The sequence below is a fragment of the Ferruginibacter sp. genome (assembly GCF_014377975.1).
Classification (GTDB): Bacteria; Bacteroidota; Bacteroidia; order Chitinophagales; family Chitinophagaceae; genus Ferruginibacter.
In genome coordinates this window covers 38655-59738 of sequence record NZ_JACMOO010000054.1, presented here as the reverse complement: position 1 = coordinate 59738, position 21084 = coordinate 38655, and the positions used below count along the sequence as shown (strand labels likewise).

Annotated in this window: 16 protein-coding genes; 7 read left to right on the top strand and 9 right to left on the bottom strand. The window is 38.1% G+C overall.

Going from position 1 to position 21084, the window contains the following annotated elements; genetic code table 11:
• Positions 1 to 164 precede the first annotated feature (164 nt).
• Together H7254_RS03830 and H7254_RS03825 are read right to left on the bottom strand one after the other, a co-directional pair.
• The gene (locus tag H7254_RS03830) at positions 165 to 1814 is read right to left on the bottom strand and encodes a RagB/SusD family nutrient uptake outer membrane protein (RefSeq protein WP_301931724.1); all 1650 of its coding nucleotides are present in this window, start codon (positions 1812 to 1814) and stop codon (positions 165 to 167) included.
• A gap of 20 nt (positions 1815 to 1834) precedes the next feature.
• Entirely contained in the window at positions 1835 to 4972 is a 3138-nt protein-coding gene (locus tag H7254_RS03825; protein ID WP_301931729.1) for a SusC/RagA family TonB-linked outer membrane protein, read from the bottom strand.
• Positions 4973 to 5766: 794 nt separating this feature from the next.
• On the opposite strand from H7254_RS03825, the gene H7254_RS03820 reads away from it, so the two are divergent.
• The 7 genes from H7254_RS03820 (at position 5767) to H7254_RS03790 (ending at position 12175) form a co-directional block, all read left to right on the top strand.
• On the top strand, positions 5767 to 6414 hold the full coding sequence (locus tag H7254_RS03820; RefSeq protein WP_301921520.1) for a DUF47 domain-containing protein: 648 nt from the start codon (positions 5767 to 5769) through the stop codon (positions 6412 to 6414).
• A 112-nt stretch (positions 6415 to 6526) separates the two neighbouring features.
• The gene (locus H7254_RS03815) at positions 6527 to 7942 is read left to right on the top strand and encodes an inorganic phosphate transporter (protein ID WP_301931723.1); all 1416 of its coding nucleotides are present in this window, start codon (positions 6527 to 6529) and stop codon (positions 7940 to 7942) included.
• A gap of 179 nt (positions 7943 to 8121) precedes the next feature.
• Positions 8122 to 9141: a UDP-glucose 4-epimerase GalE gene (gene galE / locus H7254_RS03810; RefSeq protein ID WP_301931722.1), complete on the top strand. Its 1020-nt coding sequence runs from the start codon at positions 8122 to 8124 to the stop codon at positions 9139 to 9141.
• 85 nt (positions 9142 to 9226) lie between these two features.
• Entirely contained in the window at positions 9227 to 10186 is a 960-nt protein-coding gene (locus tag H7254_RS03805; protein WP_301931721.1) for a transketolase family protein, read from the top strand.
• A gap of 72 nt (positions 10187 to 10258) precedes the next feature.
• Positions 10259 to 10813 carry an RNA polymerase sigma factor gene (locus tag H7254_RS03800; protein WP_301931720.1) on the top strand — a complete coding sequence of 185 codons (555 nt, stop codon included), beginning with the start codon at positions 10259 to 10261 and terminating at the stop codon, positions 10811 to 10813.
• Between the two features lie 38 nt (positions 10814 to 10851).
• Complete coding sequence (locus tag H7254_RS03795; RefSeq protein ID WP_301931719.1) at positions 10852 to 11736, top strand: hypothetical protein; 885 nt, start codon at positions 10852 to 10854, stop codon at positions 11734 to 11736.
• Positions 11737 to 11755: 19 nt separating this feature from the next.
• A complete protein-coding gene (locus H7254_RS03790) occupies positions 11756 to 12175 on the top strand; it encodes a hypothetical protein (protein ID WP_301931718.1) in 420 nt (139 codons plus the stop codon).
• A 69-nt stretch (positions 12176 to 12244) separates the two neighbouring features.
• Here H7254_RS03790 and H7254_RS03785 read toward each other — a convergent pair whose 3' ends face one another.
• The 7 genes from H7254_RS03785 to purD all read right to left on the bottom strand — a co-directional run bounded on the left by H7254_RS03785 (position 12245) and on the right by purD (position 20783).
• A complete protein-coding gene (locus tag H7254_RS03785) occupies positions 12245 to 12988 on the bottom strand; it encodes an MBL fold metallo-hydrolase (protein ID WP_301931717.1) in 744 nt (247 codons plus the stop codon).
• A 91-nt stretch (positions 12989 to 13079) separates the two neighbouring features.
• A complete protein-coding gene (gene rodA / locus H7254_RS03780) occupies positions 13080 to 14432 on the bottom strand; it encodes a rod shape-determining protein RodA (protein WP_301931716.1) in 1353 nt (450 codons plus the stop codon).
• Between the two features lie 15 nt (positions 14433 to 14447).
• A complete protein-coding gene (locus H7254_RS03775; protein WP_301931715.1) occupies positions 14448 to 16535 on the bottom strand; it encodes a penicillin-binding protein 2 in 2088 nt (695 codons plus the stop codon).
• A gap of 158 nt (positions 16536 to 16693) precedes the next feature.
• Positions 16694 to 17227 (bottom strand): rod shape-determining protein MreD, encoded by a 534-nt coding sequence (gene mreD, locus H7254_RS03770; protein WP_301931714.1) that lies wholly within the window; start codon positions 17225 to 17227, stop codon positions 16694 to 16696.
• Positions 17228 to 17244: 17 nt separating this feature from the next.
• Positions 17245 to 18108, bottom strand: a complete 864-nt coding sequence (gene mreC, locus H7254_RS03765) for a rod shape-determining protein MreC (RefSeq protein WP_301931713.1) — start codon at positions 18106 to 18108, stop codon at positions 17245 to 17247.
• A gap of 126 nt (positions 18109 to 18234) precedes the next feature.
• Positions 18235 to 19260, bottom strand: a complete 1026-nt coding sequence (locus tag H7254_RS03760) for a rod shape-determining protein (RefSeq protein WP_290339851.1) — start codon at positions 19258 to 19260, stop codon at positions 18235 to 18237.
• Between the two features lie 242 nt (positions 19261 to 19502).
• Positions 19503 to 20783 carry a phosphoribosylamine--glycine ligase gene (gene purD / locus H7254_RS03755; RefSeq protein WP_301931712.1) on the bottom strand — a complete coding sequence of 427 codons (1281 nt, stop codon included), beginning with the start codon at positions 20781 to 20783 and terminating at the stop codon, positions 19503 to 19505.
• Positions 20784 to 21084: the final 301 nt, after the last annotated feature.

Genomic DNA, 21084 nt, shown 5'->3' with positions numbered 1-21084 from the left:
ATGCAAAAAAAGATTGATAGTTTTCCTAATCAAAACAGCCTGCCCCTTTCCGTTAATGCGTAAAATATATTTGCAGTTAAAATTTTGCAGATTTAGATATAGCAAAAAAAATAAGACCTGCTTATTTGCAGGCCTTATAAAATATAAAATTTGTAAATTAATTCCTATTTAGGATTCTTTACCGGATCACTGCCCGTTGCAGCAGGATTATATACCAGTTCATTGTCAGGAACATCCCAATAATCCAGGTAGTTAAAAATAATGGTAGCATTTGTGTTAACCTTACCGTCTTTATCAACAACAGTAACATTTTTTACACCCCCCCCGTTCGCTTCGGCGTTAATAACACCCCAGCGGCGGGCATCATAAAAAGACATCCCTCTAAAAACAAGACAGATTCTTCTTTCGCTTCTTAATTCCTTTTCAGCTACTACCGGATCGGTAATTGTTCCTGCAATAGGAGCCAGGCCTGCACCTTGCGAATGCCTAACCTCATCAATAAGGTTCAATCCTCCGTTCACATCACCGGTATGGATCTTAGCTTCGGCAAGCATCATAGTATTTTCTTCATAGGTACCTGCAATATAAAGTTCATATTGGCCGATTGCTTTCGTACCAAATACTACAACATCATTTGTCCCGTCCTTCAGACCATTACCACCATCAACTACATCGTATCGGGTGTTAAAAATAATACCCCTGTCTGAGTTTCCGATCCATGGATCTACTTTCTTCTGAAAATTATTAGCGAACCGCAGGTCATTTGGCCTGAAATCATTTACCAGTCTTTCACTAACCCTGTAACCAGGTTCTGAACCAACTGTTAAGGCAGCTGTACAACCAGAACTTGCCCCCATAAAATCAGAGTTTGTATTAGACCTTCCGGTAAACACGTTATCACTGGCTTTAACACCATCCGTTGTGAGCGCAATAATCTGATTCCACTGTGCGGGGGTCATTGTCGCAGAAGGCGTATTCACTAGCAGGTTTCTTGCCTTCATAGTATTGATATTCCTTTTCCACATGTCAATGGTTTGTGGAGCACCTTTGCCTATCTGGAAAAAATTAGGAATCATTTTTCCCATTATGGCTGTATAATCTACATCACTGGAAGCTGCACCTAAAGCGACAACACACTTATCAAAGTTTGCGTTTGCTTCAACAATTATTTTTTCTTTGGATACATAATTACCATTGGTAGTAGTAAATCCATCATTAATAATCCCTGCATAATAAAATGAACCTATCCTTGAATAGGCATATCCTTTCCACCAATAAGCCCATGCCTTGATGGTATTTTTTCTGGTTTCAGAACTTCCTGAAAAAGTTATACCATCCACCAACGAGAGTATATTATTACAACCCCCAATCATGGCATACATATATCCCCACTCATAATAAAAAGGATTGTTATCGACATTTGCATTGGTATTTACAGACCTTAGTAATGCGATTTGCTGGCTGGGAGATTGGGGATTCAATACTTTGCTACCATTATCCAGTATCACATAGTCGGGACATGAAAACTGGTTGATAAACTGGTTGGCAGCTTCCACACCAATTTCATCGCCCATTAAATCATGATAACTTACAGGGTCGTTCCAGAAACTTCCATTAAATCCACCATATTTTAAACTGCCGGATCCAAGACCACTAAAATAGACACTACCCTGAGATAATGCAATAATACCAGATTCCGTTTTGGCGCTTGCTGGCGTTGGCTGGTTGGGATTTTTTACATCTAATTGCTTTTTACAGGAAAGCAAAAGCCCAGAAAAGATCAGCGCTATAAATAATATTTTATTTTTTTTCATAATAATAATGCGTTTAAGTTTTAAAATCCAACATTGATACCAGCCTGGAATGTTTTGAAATTAGGCAAAGTACTGTGATCTGTGCCCCTATCCCAGGGCGAGTTAGTAGCCCCTGAACTGATTTCAGGATCCATACCTGTATATTTGGTAACTGTAATCAAGTTTCTTCCAGCTAATACCAATTGTAGTCGCTTGAAACCTTTAATGTGGGTTAATTTTGCAATATCAAAAGCTACCGATAAATTACGAAGTCTTAAATAAGACCCATTTTCATAGAAATAACTCTTGGTACCATTCCTTTGTCTCTGGGCATATACGCCGCGGTAAAAAGCTGTCCATGCACCCGTTTGACCATCAATCGTTATTGGCTTTTCGTAATCACTGTTAATTCCATCTCTGTACATCCATTCTTTTGTTTGGTTGTAAATGTGGGCACCACTTAGCCAATCCCACTGCATAGAAAAAGTAATAAAATCCTTAATAGTAAAATCATTGATGAATGACATATTGAATTTTGGATTAGGATCGCCGAAACTATGTTGTGTGGGTGTAAAATAAGGTTGTTTTGTTAATTTATTTGCCACCCAACCATTACTTGCTACCGTATAACTTGCCTGGTCAGCTTTAGCAATGTAAGGACTGCCATCTGGCCCCAATTCATCCACACTATGAAGGCCTAAATAACCAAAAATCTGACCCACTTTTAATCCCTGCGTCAGCACATAGTTAGTGCTGCCTGCACTTGAAACTAAAACCACTTGTGGTCCTTTAACTGAAGATATAATAGAAATTTGCTTTCCAAAATTTGTGGTGAAATTCCAGCTGAAATTTCTGGTAGCCACTATGCTCGCATTTAGAGAGGCCTGAAGACCATGAGATTTCAATCCAAATACATTGTCTGTTATATTGCCGATTCCGGTTGTAGGAGCGGCATCAAGTTGCCAGATTGCATTATCGGTACGACGATCCCAATAGGTAAAAGATAAATTGATATTCCTGAACCATTCATTTTTTCCAGGTTTAAAACTCATATCTGTTCCTATTTCCAACTCTTTTGAAACTTCTACATTCAACTTTGGATTGGGCTGGCTTGATCCAACATAAAAAGCATTGCTGTTACCCAACGTACGGGTGCTAAGCGTAACATAACGCTGAAATGGGCCAGGCTGGATACCTGCTTCCCCATAGGCAGCCCTTATTTTAAAATCAGCAATGATATTGTCAATATTTGCAGCATGCCAGAAATTCATCGAAGAAGGTCTTAGGTATGCATCTCCTCTCGGGAAAGTAAAAGGCTTGGATCCCTGACCAAAGGCAGAAGAATAATCACTCCTGAATCCACCAGAAACACCGCCAATATCCCCATAATCAAAACGTTGTGTTACCAGGTAACCATAGGTAATAAATGGCTCTTTATAATCTGAAGTTACTTTAAAGGATGTTGCCTGGCTGGCAGTATAAGGTGAGTAGGTGGGTACGCCTACAGCATACGAACCGTATTGCTGGTACTTGTTGCTTCGCCAGTCTACTGCACCTTGAGTGGTAGAAATTATTGGAATTTTCAAATGAAAATCTTTTTGAAAATCAAGCCTTACAATTGCAGTGGTAAGTGAATTTTGAAAAATTGTTTTAGACCTGCTATCGTCAATTTCCCCGTTCCTGTCTGGTGCGTTAGAAGCCACCCAATGGTCCGTTTCTACAGAACTTTGATTATTGGATTGATTGAGCACATTGTACCTTGAATCTTCGCTCCTGTAATTAAGTCCATATTTTGTATCAAGCTCTACAAAACGAGGGAACTTATAATTTAGGTCAAAATTTTGCACAACATCTACCTTATTATCCTTGGTGTCTGAATTTTGATTAGTATAATTTGGGTTATTGCCGTTTACACCAGCCGCGTTACCTATATATACAGAGTAGTTACCATCTGCATCCTTATAATTATAATCAGCAAAGGGTCTTGAGTTAAAAACAGGATAAATCAGCCCTTGATTACCATTAATGGTATTTTGGGTATAAACTACTTGTGAAATGGAACGAAAATGAAGGTTTTTAGCCAATTCAAAACCAACGTTAGAAGTCAGATTCGAACGGTCATTAAACCCCATCTTTCTGAAATTACTCTCCTGGTGATTATTTGAAGCGCTGATGGCAAAATCAAATTTATCTTTGGCGCCAGACATACTTATTGAGTTATTATACAGATTAGCGGGTACAAAAAACTCTTTAAAATGGTCGTAGTATTTTAGATTTTTATCATAAAGTTTTTTGGTTTGGTTAGTTGGGTCAAGGGCATTCCATGTAAGATTTGCACTTAATACACCTGCGGCATCGTAGCTAAGTACATTTCCTGCACCCGAAATAACTTCATTGTTAGCATTCGTATTAAAAGCATGAGTTTTAGCCTTTCCAACATTACCTAAATTGAGGTAAGTATTATTGGCGATGCTGGAAGAAATATCGATATTTAATTGTCCTGCCTTCCCTCTTTTCGAAAACATCTGTATAACGCCGTTGGCACCCTGTGCGCCATAAATAGTAGCTGCTGCGGCACCTTGAACCACTTCAATTCTTTCAATACCATTCAGGTCGATTGTATTGATATCTGTTGCACCCAATTGGATTCCATCCAGAACAATTAGAGGATTTGTGCTGCCTTGTAAGGTATTGATACCTCGCAGTAATATCCTGGCCTGGGCGCCGGGAACACCGCTGATGCTACTAATCTGGGCTCCGGCAATTTTACCTACAAGAGCCTGGTCAACAGAGGACGTTCCGCCCTGAGGTAGTTTATCAGCTGTTATTGATTCCACAGAGATTGCAAGTTTTTTCTTACTTGTAGCCACACCAACACCTGTTACTACAACCTCGCTTAACGCTTTTAAATCCTGCACTAATGAAATTTCCAGATTACCTGACCCGGAATACTTAACTGATTGGCTGATATGACCAATATCGGTAACATCTAAAGTCATACCCGATTTTGATACAATTTCAAATGTTCCGTCAGATTTTGTTGTTACCGACGTTCTTTCACCTTTTACTCTGACTGTGGCACCTGAAACCGGTGATCCATCTTTGGAGTCCGTCACTTTGCCTTTAATCGAGGTTTGGGCAAAAACGGAGCATGTGCTGCAAAAGAGCACGACTAGCATTACTACAGTTTTTCTCATAAGAATTGTTTGGTTTATAAAATAATAAATAAATGTAGTAAATAAATAGTCACTACCGTTTAAATAATTTAACCATTTATTTGCATATACAATTAATCAAATAATTTATATATATATTGTTTTATTTTTAAAATAACCAAAATGATGTGCTAAACATGATTTAGTTGAATAAATTATCTCTTTTGAAAGTAATTATTTAAAAATATTCAAAAAAATAAGCATTTAGTAAATATGTAAATAAAATTAGTTGTAAGATCTAAATCTAAATTATATTCTGCCGGTGAAGAAATGATCCTTTACATAGCCTTAATATTCGAAGAGTGCTGTATTGTTGTTTGTTATTTTATCTTACCATAAAACCAGTTTGGAATTTTGATGTATAACATTTAGTGCCAAACCCAATATGCCATTTTTAATATGAGTCGCATTCATGGTATTGCCGAAATCGCCACCGGTAAAACCTTTGGCAACTTTACTTTGCCTCACCGGTAAACGGTCGAATTTTCACTCAGTCTTATTTTTTCAAATGGATGTATAATGAAGCATCCCATAATGGGTTTGTCGGATTATCTTACCTACATTAAGTATTGAGTCTACATTACTTGAAATCCTATTAGAGCTACAACCAATAAGGTTTTTTTACATGGTATATAAATTTTGCTCAAACGAATAAGTATAATAATTTAATGTTAATCCTGTGTTACCTAATTGTTACCTTTTAAAAATGGCTTTATTCTGTTAAGTCAATACCCAACCTTTGCCCAAACTTTTAAGCCATGGGATTAAATTCAATATTCAAGATTTTTTTACCTAAAGACCGGGTGTTTTATCAACTATTTGAAAGTGTAGCAGAGGAGTTGGTTAAGATGGGTTATAAGTTAAAAGAAGTGGTAAACGAACCTGATTTTGATAAAAGGGGGCAATTGATTCAGGAAATTGAAGATATGGAACATGTCAACGATGATTACACGCATAATATTTTTATAGAATTAGGCAAAAATTTCATTACTCCTTTTGACCGGGAAGACATTCACTATCTGGCTACATCGCTGGATGATATTGCTGATTACATTTACGCTTCTGCAAAAAAAATAAATTTTTACAGGGTAAATCCCAACGAAACCGGCTTTCTTAAAATGGCAGAATTAATTGCCGTTGCGTGTGTGCAGGTACATAAAGCGGTTACAGAATTACGCAATATGAAAAATATGCGCCAGATAACCGATGCATTGGTTGCTATAAACAGTATAGAAAACCAGGCAGATGATATTTTTGATATGAGTATTGAACGGCTGTTTGCTACCGAACCAGATGCAAAGGAAGTAATAAAGAAAAGAGAAATTTACCAGGTAATGGAAATAGTAACTGATAAGTGTGAAGATGCTGCAAACGTTATTGAATCTATCATTGTTAAATACGCCTAACCTAATTAGCTAATTAGATATTGTGCTGATGTGCTAATGGTAACTGCAAATTGTAATCACCTGGTATTTCATTAGCAAATTAGCTAATCAGCAAATTGCCAAATTATTTGTTATGACCCTGCTCATCGTTATTGTTATTTTAGCTTTAATATTCGATTATATCAATGGCTTTCATGATGCGGCCAACTCAATTGCCACCATTGTTTCTACAAAAGTATTGACGCCCTTTCAGGCAGTAATTTGGGCAGCCTTTTTCAATTTTGTTGCTTACTTTATCTTCAAAGATCACGCTGTTGCCAACACAATTGGTAAAACAGTTCACCAGGAATTTATTACGCTGCCGGTAATATTAGCCGGTTTAATTGCCGCCATAATGTGGAATTTATTAACCTGGTGGTACGGCATTCCTTCTTCATCGTCGCACACTTTAATTGGTGGCTTTGCTGGTGCTGCCATTTCACATGCCTTTTTAACCAAAGGGTTTTCTAACATTGCTACCATCATAGAAATTAAAAAAATTACGGAGATTATATTGTTTATTTTTCTTGCTCCGTTGATTGGTATGGTTATTTCCATTTACATTAGTGTAATTACCATCATGCGTAATACCTGGGCAAAGATTGGATTAATTATACTAACAGCAATTGGAACCTGGTTTTTATTTGCCCATTTTGAACAAACTAAACTGGAAGAAAACCTGGTAAACTTTTATAAGATAGATATTCTGAAAAAAGAGCTTGCAGAAGATCCCACCAAAGCTGCTAACTATGCATCAGCCGTTGCTTTTACAGATGCTGCTAAACCAATGCTGGCTGATTATAAATCGCTGGGCGCAACAAAACTTGCAGAAAAGATCAAGACGAATGTAGACGGTAAAGTTGATGCCATTGCATTATCGAAAGCTTTGGCAAAAGGAGATAATTCAATTATTGTTTATGGTATTTTAATAATGATATTCATCTTTATTTGCGCCTATATTTATTCTGAAAAAATTAAGTCGCCCAATGCTTACAGAACCGGCAGAATGTTTAAAAAACTGCAATTGATTTCCTCAGGCGCTTTCAGTATCGGGCATGGTGGCAATGATGCCCAGAAAGTAATGGGTATAATAGGTGCTGCTTTTGTTGCCTACAATAGCACAAAATATCCTGATGTAGGCGTTGCCCTGAAAGAACTTAGCTGGGTACCTTTTGCATGTTATACCGCCATTGGTTTAGGTACCATGAGTGGTGGATGGAAGATTGTAAAAACAATGGGTACTAAAATAACCAAGGTTACACCATTGGAAGGAGTAGCTGCAGAAACTGCTGGTGCATTCACTTTATTTATGACCGAACAAATGGGTATCCCTGTAAGTACAACACATACCATTACTGGTGCTATTATTGGTGTAGGTGCCACCAAACGGTTAAGCGCCGTACGTTGGGGGGTTACCGTAAGCCTGCTGTGGGCATGGATACTAACTATTCCGGTAAGTGCCTTGCTTGCAGGTATTATTTATTTGATTACTTCGCTTTTTTTAAAATAACAAAGCATAACTGTTTTCCTTTCTACTCCACTCAGCAACAACGGGTTATTTTTATTTTGATGAAAACATACCCTAAATTTGCGGAAGCTGTATTCAGTAATTGAGGCAATGCCCTCAACAAATGCCTGGACGTAGATAGCACTTTATGAAAATATATCTGAATTTTTAATAACTGAAGTATGAATAAAATATTGGTTACCGGTGGCTGCGGCTATATTGGGGTACATACAATTGTAGACCTGGTGCAAAACGGGTACGAAGTAATTTCTGTAGACAATAATTCCAGGAGTAATATTGCTATTTTGGAAGGTGCAGAAAAAATAGTTGGTAAAAAAATAAAAAACTATGTAGTTGATCTTTGTAATTTAAAAGATACAGAAATGGTTTTTGAAGAAAACAAAGACATCACTGGCATTATACATTTTGCGGCTTATAAAGCCGTGGGGGAGTCGGTTGAAAAGCCTTTGATGTACTATGAAAACAATATTGGTTCGCTGGTTAATATTTTAAAATGTGCTGAAAAATATGCCATATCTAATTTTGTTTTTTCTTCCTCCTGCACGGTGTATGGTAATCCTGACGCCATTCCGGTAACAGAAGAAACCCCGCAAAAGCCGGCTGAATCGCCCTATGGAGCTACGAAACAAATGGGTGAAGTTATCGTTTGCGATGCCGTAAAAAGCAATACCATCCAAGCAATATTGTTGCGTTATTTTAACCCGGTAGGGTCACATCCTTCCACTTTAATTGGCGAAATTCCTTTGGGCAGGCCGGCAAACCTGGTGCCTGCTATTACACAAACTGCCATCGGTAAATTACCTACTATGCACGTTTGGGGAAACGATTATGACACAAGAGACGGCAGTTGCCTGCGGGATTATATACATGTTTGTGATATTGCTCATGCACATACACTGGCGCTAAATTTACTTTTTGGCAAACAAAATAAAGTGAACCCTGAAATATTTAACCTGGGTACGGGTGATGGCTTTACAGTACTGGAAGTGATTCATGCATTTGAAAAAACCAGTGGTGTTAAATTAAATTATACGGTAGGGCCACGCCGCGGCGGAGATGTGGTAGCCATTTATGCCAATAATAATAAAGCAAAAACTGAACTGAACTGGCAGCCTAAATACAGCCTGGACCAAATGATGGACAGCGCCTGGAAATGGGAACTGGCTCTACAAAAGGCCTGATAATTCTTTTACAAAAAAACCGGCATTTAAATCAATCACAACACTTTATCTTGCGCCCTAATTAAAAAAAGCAAGTCAATATTTTATGTTAAAAGATATACAGGTAACAGGCAATAAAGATACCCGCAGTGGTTTTGGAGATGGCATTTTAGAAGCTGGCAGAAAAAACAAAAACATAGTAGCATTAACAGCAGATCTTTTAGGATCGATGAAGCTGAATGCTTTTGTAAAAGAATTTCCAGAACGTTTTATACAGTGCGGTATAGCCGAAGCCAATATGATTTGTGTGGCTGCTGGTTTAACCATTGGAGGTAAAATTCCTTTTACTACTACTTTTGCCAATTTTTCTACCGGGCGTGTATACGACCAAATTCGCCAATCTGTTGCCTACAGTAATAAAAATGTAAAAATCTGTGCTTCACATGCAGGATTAACTTTGGGTGAAGATGGAGCAACCCACCAGATTCTTGAAGATATTGGCATGATGAAAATGTTACCAGGTATGACAGTTATTGTTCCTTGTGATTACAATCAAACAAAGGCTGCAACAATTGCCATTGCTGACTATGAAGGTCCTGTGTACCTGCGTTTTGGCCGACCGGTTTGGCCTGTTTTTACAAAAGAAAGTGATTTTGTAATTGGCAAAGCCCAAAAAATTTCAGCTGGTAAAGACGTGAGTATTTTTGCCTGTGGCCATCTTGTTTGGAAAGCCATTGAAGCAGGAAGAATTTTGGAAGAAAAAGGGATTAGTGTAGAAATTATAAACATTCATACCATTAAACCGCTGGATGTTGCGGCCGTGCTTGAATCTATTACAAAAACCAGGTGTGCCGTTACCTGCGAAGAGCATAATATTATTGGTGGGTTAGGAGACAGTATTGCACAGGTTGCTGCAAAAAATTTACCCATCCCCATTGAGTATATTGGAACCAATGATACTTTTGGGGAAAGTGGCAAACCTACTGAACTTTTGACCAAATACGGTTTGGATACACCCAATATTGTCGAAGCTGCCAAAAAAGTGATTGCCAGAAAAAATGGCTAAATTTGATTAAACTTTTTACTATAAAACCAATCTTACGATTGGTTTTTCTATTTTTATACCTGCTAAACAAATATGGACCAACAACATTTAGACGATAGGGAGTTATTGCTACAGTTTAAAACCCCTGCAACAAAAGAGAAGGGATTTACCGGCATTATTAAAAAGTACCAGGAAAAACTGTACTGGCACATACGCAGGATGGTGGTAGATCATGAAGATGCAAATGATGTATTGCAAAATATGTTTATCAAAGTTTGGAATGCACTGGATAATTTTAGGGAAGACAGCCAGTTATATACCTGGCTTTACCGCATTGCTACCAACGAAAGCCTTACTTATATTGAACAACAAAAAAAGAGAGCATCTGTGTCGCTTAGTGATGTAGAGAATGGGTTGAGCAATAAATTGAAAGCCGACAAGAATTACGACAGTAATAAAATAGAGTGGAAACTACAATTGGCCATGCAACAGTTGCCGGAAAAACAACGGGTTGTTTTTAGTCTGCGCTATTATGATGAAATGCCATATCAGAAGATGAGTATTGTGCTTGAAACCAGCGAAGGCGCTTTAAAAGCCAGTTATCATCATGCAGTAAAAAAAATAGAGGACTATATATTAAATCATTAAACTTCTTATCTCCTTCGGGGTCTTAATAACGAATGCAATTGGACAATGACATATTAATTGAATTACAAACGCTGAGCCCGCTTTTAGCAAGGGTACAGAAAAAAAATATTTTTTCTGTACCCGATGGTTATTTTGACACCTTGAAGGATACTATTTTAATTTGCTTAAACGAACGAGAAATAATAATCCCTGTCCTCCAAACCGCAGATATTCCAACCAGTTATTTTGACAATTTATCATCGGCGATTCTGAATAAAATAAAAGAACAGCAGCAGGAAAATATTACGTCTGAAGAGGCTTTATCTCCCTTATTAAAAAATTTACAGCATAACAATATTTTTAAAGTACCGTATGAGTATTTTGATAATCTTGCTACCGCTGTTTTGGGTAACATAAAAGAGTTGGAAAACAATACTACAAACGGGCAGAAAGAAATATCACCTCAATTGCTGAGCATTCAACATAAAAATATTTTTGAAGTACCCGAGGATTATTTCAGTACTGTACCAGGAAATATTTTAAATGCGATTAAAGTTACACCAGCCAAAGTAGTAAGTATATTTAAGGTAAGAGGGCTATTAAAATATGCAGCCGCAGCGTTAATAACCGGTGCAATGGCTTTAGGTGTTTATAAATATGTTAATCAGCCCGCAGCTACCCATATTTCCTTCGGTGCAGATGTAGTCAGACTAAGCCCTTCTATTGAAAAAGGCAAAAATATGAATGAACAACAATTTGATGATGCATTGAATAATCTAACAAAAGATGATATTACCAGATACCTTGAAAAAAACGGCAGTGAAGTAGATATGTCTCTGCTAAGTTCCAGCCTGGATGAAATTGATTTGCCTAATAATGTAGAGTACCTGCTGGATGAAAAAACTTTAGACAATTATATTGATAAAATTAAATTTCAGAACTAAACAGAAAGGAGAAAGAGATATGAAAAAGCTATACTTTTTGCTGGCATTTGTAACCATTACAGGTTTGGCAAGTGCACAGGATGAACAACCACCTTCTGATAAAAAAATTGCAGATATTGAAGCGCTTAAAGTAGCATTTATCAGTAAGGATTTGGAACTTACAACTGAAGAAGCGCAAAAATTCTGGCCTGTTTATAATCAATATTCCAAAGAATTAAAGGCAACGAGAAAAGATAATCCGGATCCCTTAGACAGGGATGAAAAAGTATTAAACCTAAGAAAGGGGTATAAGGAGCAACTTACAAAAATATTGGGACCACAAAGAGTAAACAAAATGTACAATGCCGAAGGAAGATTTCATGCATTATTGTTTAAAGCAATGCGCAAACAAAATCAAATGCAAACGAGGCCCAACAGACCTTTGAGAAGAAATTTTTAGTTTTGGCTCTAACAATTTACAGAGGTCAGCGCTGAATACAGTGCGGTCACTGTTTTATACTATCGTCTTTTAAAATGCAAAAAAGGGCGTTTTAATATCATGGTAAAAAAGAAAAGTCCATTTTTGTTGCTGACCTGTTTGCCACCATTGCTGCCGTAGTTCCATACACTTCTTACCATTAAAATCATATTTTGCAATAAAACGGCTTTTCATCTGTTGCAACTGAGGCGCAACATCACCACCAAAAAATATTATTTTATCTTCTTCCTCAATCCAGAACACCTGGTGAAAAGGAGAATGTCCACCAGTAACTTCATACCTGATATAGCCGTCAATAATGCCATTGCCTTCCGTAAAAATTACTTTATCTGTTTTGGTAAGGATGTCAAAATCTTCCGGATGATATGAGGTGTTTGCCTTATCCAATCCAAATGCCAGTTCATCTTTATTAACGTAATACATGGCGTGAGGAAAATTGATAAAACGTTGGTGAAGTACTTTGTCTTCAATACTTACACCGCCGGAATGATCTTTATGCAAGTGACTCATTAAAACTTTGGTTACGTCCATGGGGTTAATGCCATTATTCAGCAGGTTTTGATGTATTTGCAAAACCCCCTCCTTATCGGTAAAACCAAGGCCGGTATCAATTACAATAATATCATTTTTTGTAACGATACAAAACGGTTGTACTTCCACCAGTAAACTGCCCGTGGAACGTTGTTGCAAATCGTCCTTGTTTTTATCAAAAGCAACAAATTGTTTTGTTTTATCAACAGTGAAAGCGCCTTCGCTGAGTGGAATAATTTTCATTGAATGCCCCTGTCTTCCGGGGGATGAATTTTAGACTCCAAAATTAAAGGAGTAATTATTTAAATAAATGTCTGTATTAAATTGGTTAACCTTATCTCAACACCATTTGCCTGTCTGCATCCAGCCTTATCAGTATAAAAAGTAAAATGGTAAACGATAGTAATGATGACCCGCCATAACTTAATAAGGGTAATGTAATGCCAATAACCGGAGCCAGCCCGATGGTAACAGAAATGTTTACTGCCACATGGAAAAAGAAAATGCTTGCAACGCTATAGGCATACACTCTGCTAAAAGTGCTTCGCTGCCGCTCTGCAATAGTTACAATGCGTAAAATTAAACCCAGGTAAATCAGCATCAGCAAACTACTGCCCCAAAAACCAAAATTTTCACCTACAGACGTAAATATAAAATCGGTATGTTGTTCCGGTACAAAATCGCCCTCGGTTTGCGTTCCTTTTAGAAATCCTTTACCAGCCAAACCACCGGAACCGATGGCAATTTTTGATTGCTTCACATTGTAATTCTGCTGATTATTTTTTTTCTGTTTTGCTTTTTCATCGGCAGTACTAATAATCTCTCCTGTATTTTTATTTACAAATGGATTGTCAACACCCACCATACTAAATATCCGGTCGGCCTGGTATTTTTTAAATACATGTTTAAATGTAAAAGGTACTATCACCCCCACAAATAAAATACAAAAAGCCCAGCAGCCTGCAATCATCAACAACAATCTATTGTTACGCCTGATTTGCCTTTTATTTATAAAGAGCGCCAGAGCACCCCAAACCGTAAATGTAATCAGTAAAGTTTTGGTACTTAACAGCAGTGAAGCAACGAGCAATACCGCCATCGAAGCCCCAAATATCAAATATCCCGGGGGCAGTCCTTCGCGGTACATGGGGATGAGAAAAGAAAAATATACCAACGCAAGACCCGTTTCACCCTGTAAAATTGATAAGGCAGCAGGTGTAAAAGAAATAGCCGCAGCTACCAGTTGAGCTGGTGGCTTACTAAAATTTGTTTCTGTCATTGACAGAAATTTTGCCAGTGCCAGCGAAGTAAATATTTTACACAATTCCACTGGCTGCAAATTCATAAAGCCTAGTGGTATCCAGCTTTTAGAGCCTTTTATTTCTTTACCAACAACAAAAGTAGCCAGTATTAAAGCTATCCCTGTCAGGTATGATAAATTAGCCGTTGCAGTAAAGAATTTGCTATCAGTTAATAAAATTAAAACAGCCAGTACTACGCAGGCTCCGAAGTAAAAAAATTGTTTGCTGTAATTTTTTTTAAATCCTAAAAAACTTTGCAAAACACCATCGCCACTGCGGTATTCTACAGAAAAAATACATAGCAGGCCAATAGCCACCAGTATGGCATACAGCCATATCAATATCCAATCCACGCCTTTTCCTATTTCCGGACTTTTCTGATACATTTTAAAAAAGTAGTTTTAATTTTTTACAGTGTCTTTGAGTTCCGGTTTTCTTTTTCCGTTGGGTAAAACAGCTTCTGTTTTTATTACAGGGCGGTCATTATTACTATCTTTTTTAGGCAATTCTTTTTCGATGGTTGTATCAGTATCTTCCTTTATTTTTTCCAGTAAATCTGATTCATCGTCCTGTTCCAGCCCAATGGTATCCTTTATCCCTTTTAGATAGCCTTTTGCAACCAGGTAAGCTGAATCTTTCAAATGACGCAGCGAGTCCTGTGTTTTTAAAGCAGCATAAATACGGGCGGGTATCAAATTAAGGTTAGACAACTGTTCAATTTGTGCCAGCCTTGCCGTACCGGTAACGGAATCTTTTAAATATTTTTCAATCATCAAACCAACAATAGGCGCTGCATAAGTTCCTCCAAAATGACCGCTGTTTTCCACAACACACATTATGGCGATACGGGGATTATCCCTTGGTGCGAAGCCGCAAAAGAACGCATGGTTAGGTTGCTTGACTGATCCAATATAATTTTCAACCGTACCTGTTTTTCCACAAATGGTAATACCTTCTACTTTGGCTCCTACGCCGGTACCTCTCTCAACTACCCCCTCCATACCGTCATGTACCGCATCAAAAACGCTATCTGGAATATCAATTGCATTGTGTTCTTGAGTAAAAGCTTTTAGCAAACCAAATTTATCACCTCCTTCAATAGAATCAACCACATGCGGTATTTTATACCAGCCTTTATTGGCAAGATATGCCATCTCATTGGCTACCTGCAAAGGCGTTACGTTTACCTCACCCTGTCCAATGCTTACAGAACGAAAGTTACAATAGTTCCATTTTCCATCGCCGTAAGCTTTGTCAAAATGAGCCGGCGTTGGAATATTGCCCCTTTTTTCCGAAGGTACGTCTACTCCTAATCTATGCCCAAGTCCAAAAGCATACATATACCTGTCCCAGCTTGCAAGGCTGCTATCAATTGTTGGATATTTTGGATTATTAATTACCTTTTGCATTACGGTGGCAAAATAGGTGTTGTCTGATATAGTGATGGCGCCCCGCAAGTCAAATACGCCCTTGTCTAAACACTTCATTGGTCTGCTGGTACCACAACCATAAAAAGCTCCGGTACAGACAACTTTAAAATGCGTATTAATCACGCCTTCGTGCAAACCTACCAATGCCTGCAATGTTTTAAAAGTAGAACCGGGAGAATAAGTTGCACCCACCGTTCTATTTAATAACGGTAAAGCCGGATTAAGAAAGAGTTCGGAAAAATGCTTTCTTCTTTCGCTGCCTGAAAGAAATTTTGGCTTGTAAGTTGGCGCACTTACCATTGCCAATATACCACCCGTTCTGGGATCAATTGCCACAATTGAACCTAATTTATTTTGCATCAGCTTTTCACCCAATTCCTGCAAGTCAATATCAATGGAAGTATGCATATTTTGACCTGCGATAGCTGCCGTATCAAACTTGCCATTTTCTAATTTTTCAGTCAGGCGGTTTTTATTATCCCGTTTCCAGTATTCAATACCTCTTTCGCCCATCAGTACTTTTTCATAACTGCGTTCTATCCCCGTCATACCGGCGTAATCCCCGGAAACATATCCTTCCTCTTTATGTCTTTTTAAAAAATTGTTATCTACTTCTGCGGTATAACCCAGCACATTGGCCGCCGCATCATAAGGATAACTTCTCACAGACCGCTCCTGCAGATAAAATGCCGGTGCAAATTTGTACAATACTTCATTAAGCATAGCCATTTTTGCTTCGCTTAATAAAGCTTCAAAAACAGATGGCCTGGTTCTGCCATTTTTAACAATCAAATCCACAACTCTTTTTTTAAACTGTGCTGTATCAATTTGTAAAATTTTGCACAACGCAAAAGTATCAACGCCTTTTAATTTATTGGGCGAAAGCATCAAATCGGAAATGATTGTATTTTGCAGCAGCACTTTATTGTGACGGTCGTATACAATGCCTCTGTCCGGATAAACTACCTTTCTGAATTTACCCTGATCGTCGGCCATTATTTTGTATTTGGATGAAACTATCTGCAGCGAAAAAAGCCTTGCAATGATAATAACAAACATAAAGGCAAAAATTAAGCGGATTACATTTTGGCGGGATTGGTTAAAGACGGACAATTTTTATGGTTTAATTTGTTGTTTATTATATTTCAGTATCGATACACTTACCAAATTTAAACTATAGTTGGGCTAAATAAAATAAGACTTTAAAAAATAAGCCATTACACTGTGTTAGTTCTGAATTTTTGTTTTCTTGAAAACAGCAATTCTGCAATAACAATTAATACCAGGCTGATGAGTGTTGAAAACAATGTTTTTATAATGAACTCCCAATAATTTCCAAACTGCAGGGCCTCCAGCAAAAACAACCAGGTATTGTGCAGCAGGGTTAATACCCCGGCATATATCATGTAGGGGATAAAGCCACCCATGCTTTTTAAAGAGGGTTCTTCGTAATTGGTTTCGGCACCCTCATGTGGTATCATAAAGTTAATTACGAAAGGTCGTACATAAGCAATCAGCACACAGGCGGCTGCGTGAAAGCCTGGGTTATGGTGGAAACTATCCAATGCATAACCCAGTAAAAATGCCAGTATCATTTGCAGGGTACGGCTAAACTTAAATGGCATCCAGAAAATAAATAAAATATAAATGTAGGGAGTTGCCATATAGCTAAGGTGTACCCTGTCCAGTACAAAAAACTGTACCAGTATCAGTAAAATAAACCGCAGGATATTTTTAACCAGTGTACTCATAGTTGCTGCCCGGACAGTTAATTATTGATCTTTGTTTTTGCTTTTTCCACTAACTTATTAATTTCCTCCCTTTGGTAATTTTCAATGGCATACACGTATTGAAGATTATAGAAATTAGCAGTGGATTTTATTTTGATGATGTAATTATTAGTACTCTTTTCAGGCATCACCTCTTCTACGGTACCAATCATTAAGCCATACGGAAACGTAGTAGTGATGCCACTGGTAAATACGGTATCGCCTTTGGCTACTTTTACACTTTTTCTTACATTGATCATGGAAAGATAATTGGGTTCTTTTCCGTCCCAAATAATGGTACCTCCGCCCTGCGGATCGTTTTTTAGTATTGCATTTATCCGGCTGTCTTTGTGCAGCAGGCTCATTACTACCGCATAATTTTCGCTAACATCTGTTACAATACCAATTACACCGTTATTGGCATCTATAACACCTTCATCTTTTTTTACCTGCTGTGCAGTGCCCCTGCCTAAGACGATAAAATTATTTTGTGTAGATACTGAATTTGAAACTACTTTGGCCGCCTGGTATGCCCACTTGCGATGATGACCCAGCGTATCGTAGGGGATAGAATCAGTTACTACTTTAGTACTTGTGTCAGGTATCGCAAAGTTTTCTTTCATTAAATTGAGAAGGCGTTCATTCTGTCGCTGAAGTTCCAGATTCTTTTTTTTTAGTGCAAAAAAATCATCCAGTTTGGTATATTGCTCATTTACCCTGCCGGTAACTTCATTCATATACACAGAAGCTCTAGCATTATGGTAGCGGTTGTAATGCACTATTAAATAAATACAAAACCCCTGCAGCACCAGGAAGACAATAAAATTAAAATACCTGCGGATGAAAAGAAAGATATTACGCATGAAGCATTCCTCCAAATCTCTCGGCGGGAGAGCAATTTGAGTATATGATATGTAGCACAGTTTTCAAAACAAAAGAACTTAAACTCACGAACGGTTATAAATAATCCAGCAAAAAGGGAAGTTAAATCAGCGCATTACAAAAGGATATTTATCGTAATTTTTCAACGCAATACCCGTACCTCTCACCACGCTTTTCAATGGATCGTCCGCAACATGTACCGGCAATTTTATTTTTGCGGCAATGCGCTTATCCAAACCCCGCAACAAAGCGCCGCCACCGGTAAGGTATAAACCACGCCGGTAGATATCTGCAGCCAGTTCCGGTGGGGTAGTTTCCAATGCCTTTAAGATGGCTTCTTCTATTTTAAAAATACTTTTATCCAATGCTTCTGCTACTTCCTGAAAACTAACCATCACCTGCTTGGGAATACCCGTAACAAGATCACGGCCATTTACAGGAATATCATCTGGTGGATTTTCAAGATCTTTCATGGCAGCGCCAACCTGTATCTTTATCTGTTCTGCGGTACGTTCGCCAATGAGTAAACTATGGTAACGGCGAAGTGCCTCCATAATATCTGCTGTAAATTCATCACCGGCAATACGAATGCTTTGATCACAAACGATACCAGCCAACGCAATTACGGTAATGCCCGTAGTGCCACCGCCAATATCAATAATCATATTGCCTACTGGTTCTTCCACATCAATACCAATACCCAATGCTGCAGCCATTGGCTCATGTAAAAGATATACTTCTTTGGCACCAGCCTGTTCAGCACTGTCTCTTACTGCACGCTTTTCAACTTCGGTAATACTGCTGGGTATGCAAATCATCATCCGCCAGCTTGGGGCAAACAACGGTTTTTTGGGATAGATCATTTTTATCATTTCCCGTATCATTAATTCTGCCGCATTAAAATCGGCAATTACGCCATCTTTTAAAGGACGTACGGTACGTATGCTTTCATGGGTTTTTTCGTGCATCATTAATGCCTTTTTACCCACCGCTAAAATATTTTTAGGATTGTTTCTGTCAAGGGCAACAATGGAAGGTTCGTTTACGACCACTTCGTCATTAAAGATTATCAGGGTATTTGCCGTGCCCAAATCCATGGCGATTTCCTGAGTGAAAAAGTTAAAAAGACCCATAATTTGTTATAGAGAAAAAGGATGTAAGATAATGAAGGCAAAGTTGAACTAATTTATTTGAATTAACAATGACAAATACTTTATTTTTCAATAAATTAAAGAAAGATTTTAATGATCAGACAATCATGAAAACCTCCTCGGAAAAGCGCTCTGCTAATTTGTCCAGTCAATCAATAAGGCAGGTAACCCGCTGGTTTAAAAGTTCAGTTTTACTCAGATAATAATTTTGCCTGCATTGTCAATCACCTGAATTCAAAGCCAATATCTTCCCGGTAATACATACCGTCAAAATGAATTTGTTCCAGCATATAATTAGACTGCTCTGCGGCTTCAGCGAGGCTTTCACCAAAAGAAGTAACGGCTAAAACACGCCCACCATTGGTAAGTACCTTATCGCCTTGCTGCTTTGTACCTGCATGAAAAATGACGGTACCTTCCAGCACAGTATCCGTAAGGCCTGTAATAACTTTACCGGTTTCGTGTTCATTGGGATAACCGCCGCTAACAGCCATTACTGTTACTGCATATTGTTTGCTGATACAAATGTTGATTTCATTTAAACGTTGCTCTGCCGTAGCAGATAAAATTTCCACCAGATCGTTTTCAATTCTTGGAATGATTACTTCTGTTTCAGGATCTCCCAGGCGGCAATTGTATTCTATTACAAATGGCTCTCCCTGTACATTTATTAACCCGATAAAAATAAATCCTTTGTAATCCAGCGACTCTTTTTGTAACCCTTCAATGGTGGGTTTAATAATTTTTTGGGTAACAATTTCCATATAAGCTGCATCTGCAAAAGGCACCGGGCTAACGGCACCCATGCCGCCTGTATTGGGTCCTGTATCTCCAATGCCAATTTTTTTATAATCTTTTGCTTCCGGTAATATCACAAAATTTTTTCCATCTGTTAACACAAAAACACTTACTTCAATGCCATCCAGGAATTGTTCTATTACCACTCTTTTTCCGGCTTCACCAAATTTAGAATTTTGAATCATCAACTGAAATTCGGCCAATGCTTCAATGTGGTTATTACAAATAATTACCCCTTTACCTGCTGCCAGTCCATCTGCTTTTAATACTATTGGCAACGGGTGGTTGCGGATGTATTGAATGCCGGCATCGTAAGTGCTGGTGTCAAATTCTTTGTAAGCAGCCGTTGGAATGTTATGCCTTTCCATGAATGCTTTGGCAAATGCCTTACTTCCTTCCAGCTGCGCCGCTTCTTTGGATGGCCCAATCACCTGTATGTGAGCAGTGTCTTCCCGGTTTTTAAAATAATCATAAATTCCTTTTACCAATGGTTCTTCGGGGCCCACTATCAGCATGGCAACTATATTTTTTATACAAAAAGCAGCCAGGCCTTCAAAGTCATTTACAGCAAGTGGAATATTGGTTCCAAATGGGGAAGTGCCTGCATTTCCAGGGGCAATAAACAGGTGGTCGCATAAGGTACTTTTATTAATTTTCCACGCCAGTGTATGCTCCCGTCCGCCGCCGCCTACTAATAATATGTTCATGGGTTATTTTTTATTAAAAATATCTTTGAAGTTGTTAAAAAATAGAATTTTCATTTGCTCATCTTAAGCTGATACCTGCCGTACAGGCTGCAACCACTCCTGGCAGACCCACGTGGCGGATGTCATCACCGGCCACTCTTAAGATTATAAAGCTTTCTGGAAATCTTTATTAAACAACTTCTTCGGTCTGCGAATTTAAAGCAGCCACCACAGTTAACCATAAATTTTTTAAAAAGTATACTCCCGTTGTTTTTAAGAAATAGCAGAATGGTTAGCCGTACTTAAAAGAAAATTACTACTT

What these genes read in the sequence shown, in the direction of transcription:
- H7254_RS03830 (WP_301931724.1), bottom strand. Translation starts at nt 1,814, where the DNA reads ATGAAAAAAAATAAAATATTATTTATAGCGCTGATCTTTTCTGGGCTT.
- H7254_RS03825 (WP_301931729.1), bottom strand. Translation starts at nt 4,972, where the DNA reads ATGCTAGTCGTGCTCTTTTGCAGCACATGCTCCGTTTTTGCCCAAACC.
- H7254_RS03820 (WP_301921520.1), top strand. Translation starts at nt 5,767, where the DNA reads ATGGGATTAAATTCAATATTCAAGATTTTTTTACCTAAAGACCGGGTG.
- H7254_RS03815 (WP_301931723.1), top strand. Translation starts at nt 6,527, where the DNA reads ATGACCCTGCTCATCGTTATTGTTATTTTAGCTTTAATATTCGATTAT.
- galE (WP_301931722.1), top strand. Translation starts at nt 8,122, where the DNA reads ATGAATAAAATATTGGTTACCGGTGGCTGCGGCTATATTGGGGTACAT.
- H7254_RS03805 (WP_301931721.1), top strand. Translation starts at nt 9,227, where the DNA reads ATGTTAAAAGATATACAGGTAACAGGCAATAAAGATACCCGCAGTGGT.
- H7254_RS03800 (WP_301931720.1), top strand. Translation starts at nt 10,259, where the DNA reads ATGGACCAACAACATTTAGACGATAGGGAGTTATTGCTACAGTTTAAA.
- H7254_RS03790 (WP_301931718.1), top strand. Translation starts at nt 11,756, where the DNA reads ATGAAAAAGCTATACTTTTTGCTGGCATTTGTAACCATTACAGGTTTG.
- H7254_RS03785 (WP_301931717.1), bottom strand. Translation starts at nt 12,988, where the DNA reads ATGAAAATTATTCCACTCAGCGAAGGCGCTTTCACTGTTGATAAAACA.
- rodA (WP_301931716.1), bottom strand. Translation starts at nt 14,432, where the DNA reads ATGTATCAGAAAAGTCCGGAAATAGGAAAAGGCGTGGATTGGATATTG.
- H7254_RS03775 (WP_301931715.1), bottom strand. Translation starts at nt 16,535, where the DNA reads ATGTTTGTTATTATCATTGCAAGGCTTTTTTCGCTGCAGATAGTTTCA.
- mreD (WP_301931714.1), bottom strand. Translation starts at nt 17,227, where the DNA reads ATGAGTACACTGGTTAAAAATATCCTGCGGTTTATTTTACTGATACTG.
- mreC (WP_301931713.1), bottom strand. Translation starts at nt 18,108, where the DNA reads ATGCGTAATATCTTTCTTTTCATCCGCAGGTATTTTAATTTTATTGTC.
- H7254_RS03760 (WP_290339851.1), bottom strand. Translation starts at nt 19,260, where the DNA reads ATGGGTCTTTTTAACTTTTTCACTCAGGAAATCGCCATGGATTTGGGC.
- purD (WP_301931712.1), bottom strand. Translation starts at nt 20,783, where the DNA reads ATGAACATATTATTAGTAGGCGGCGGCGGACGGGAGCATACACTGGCG.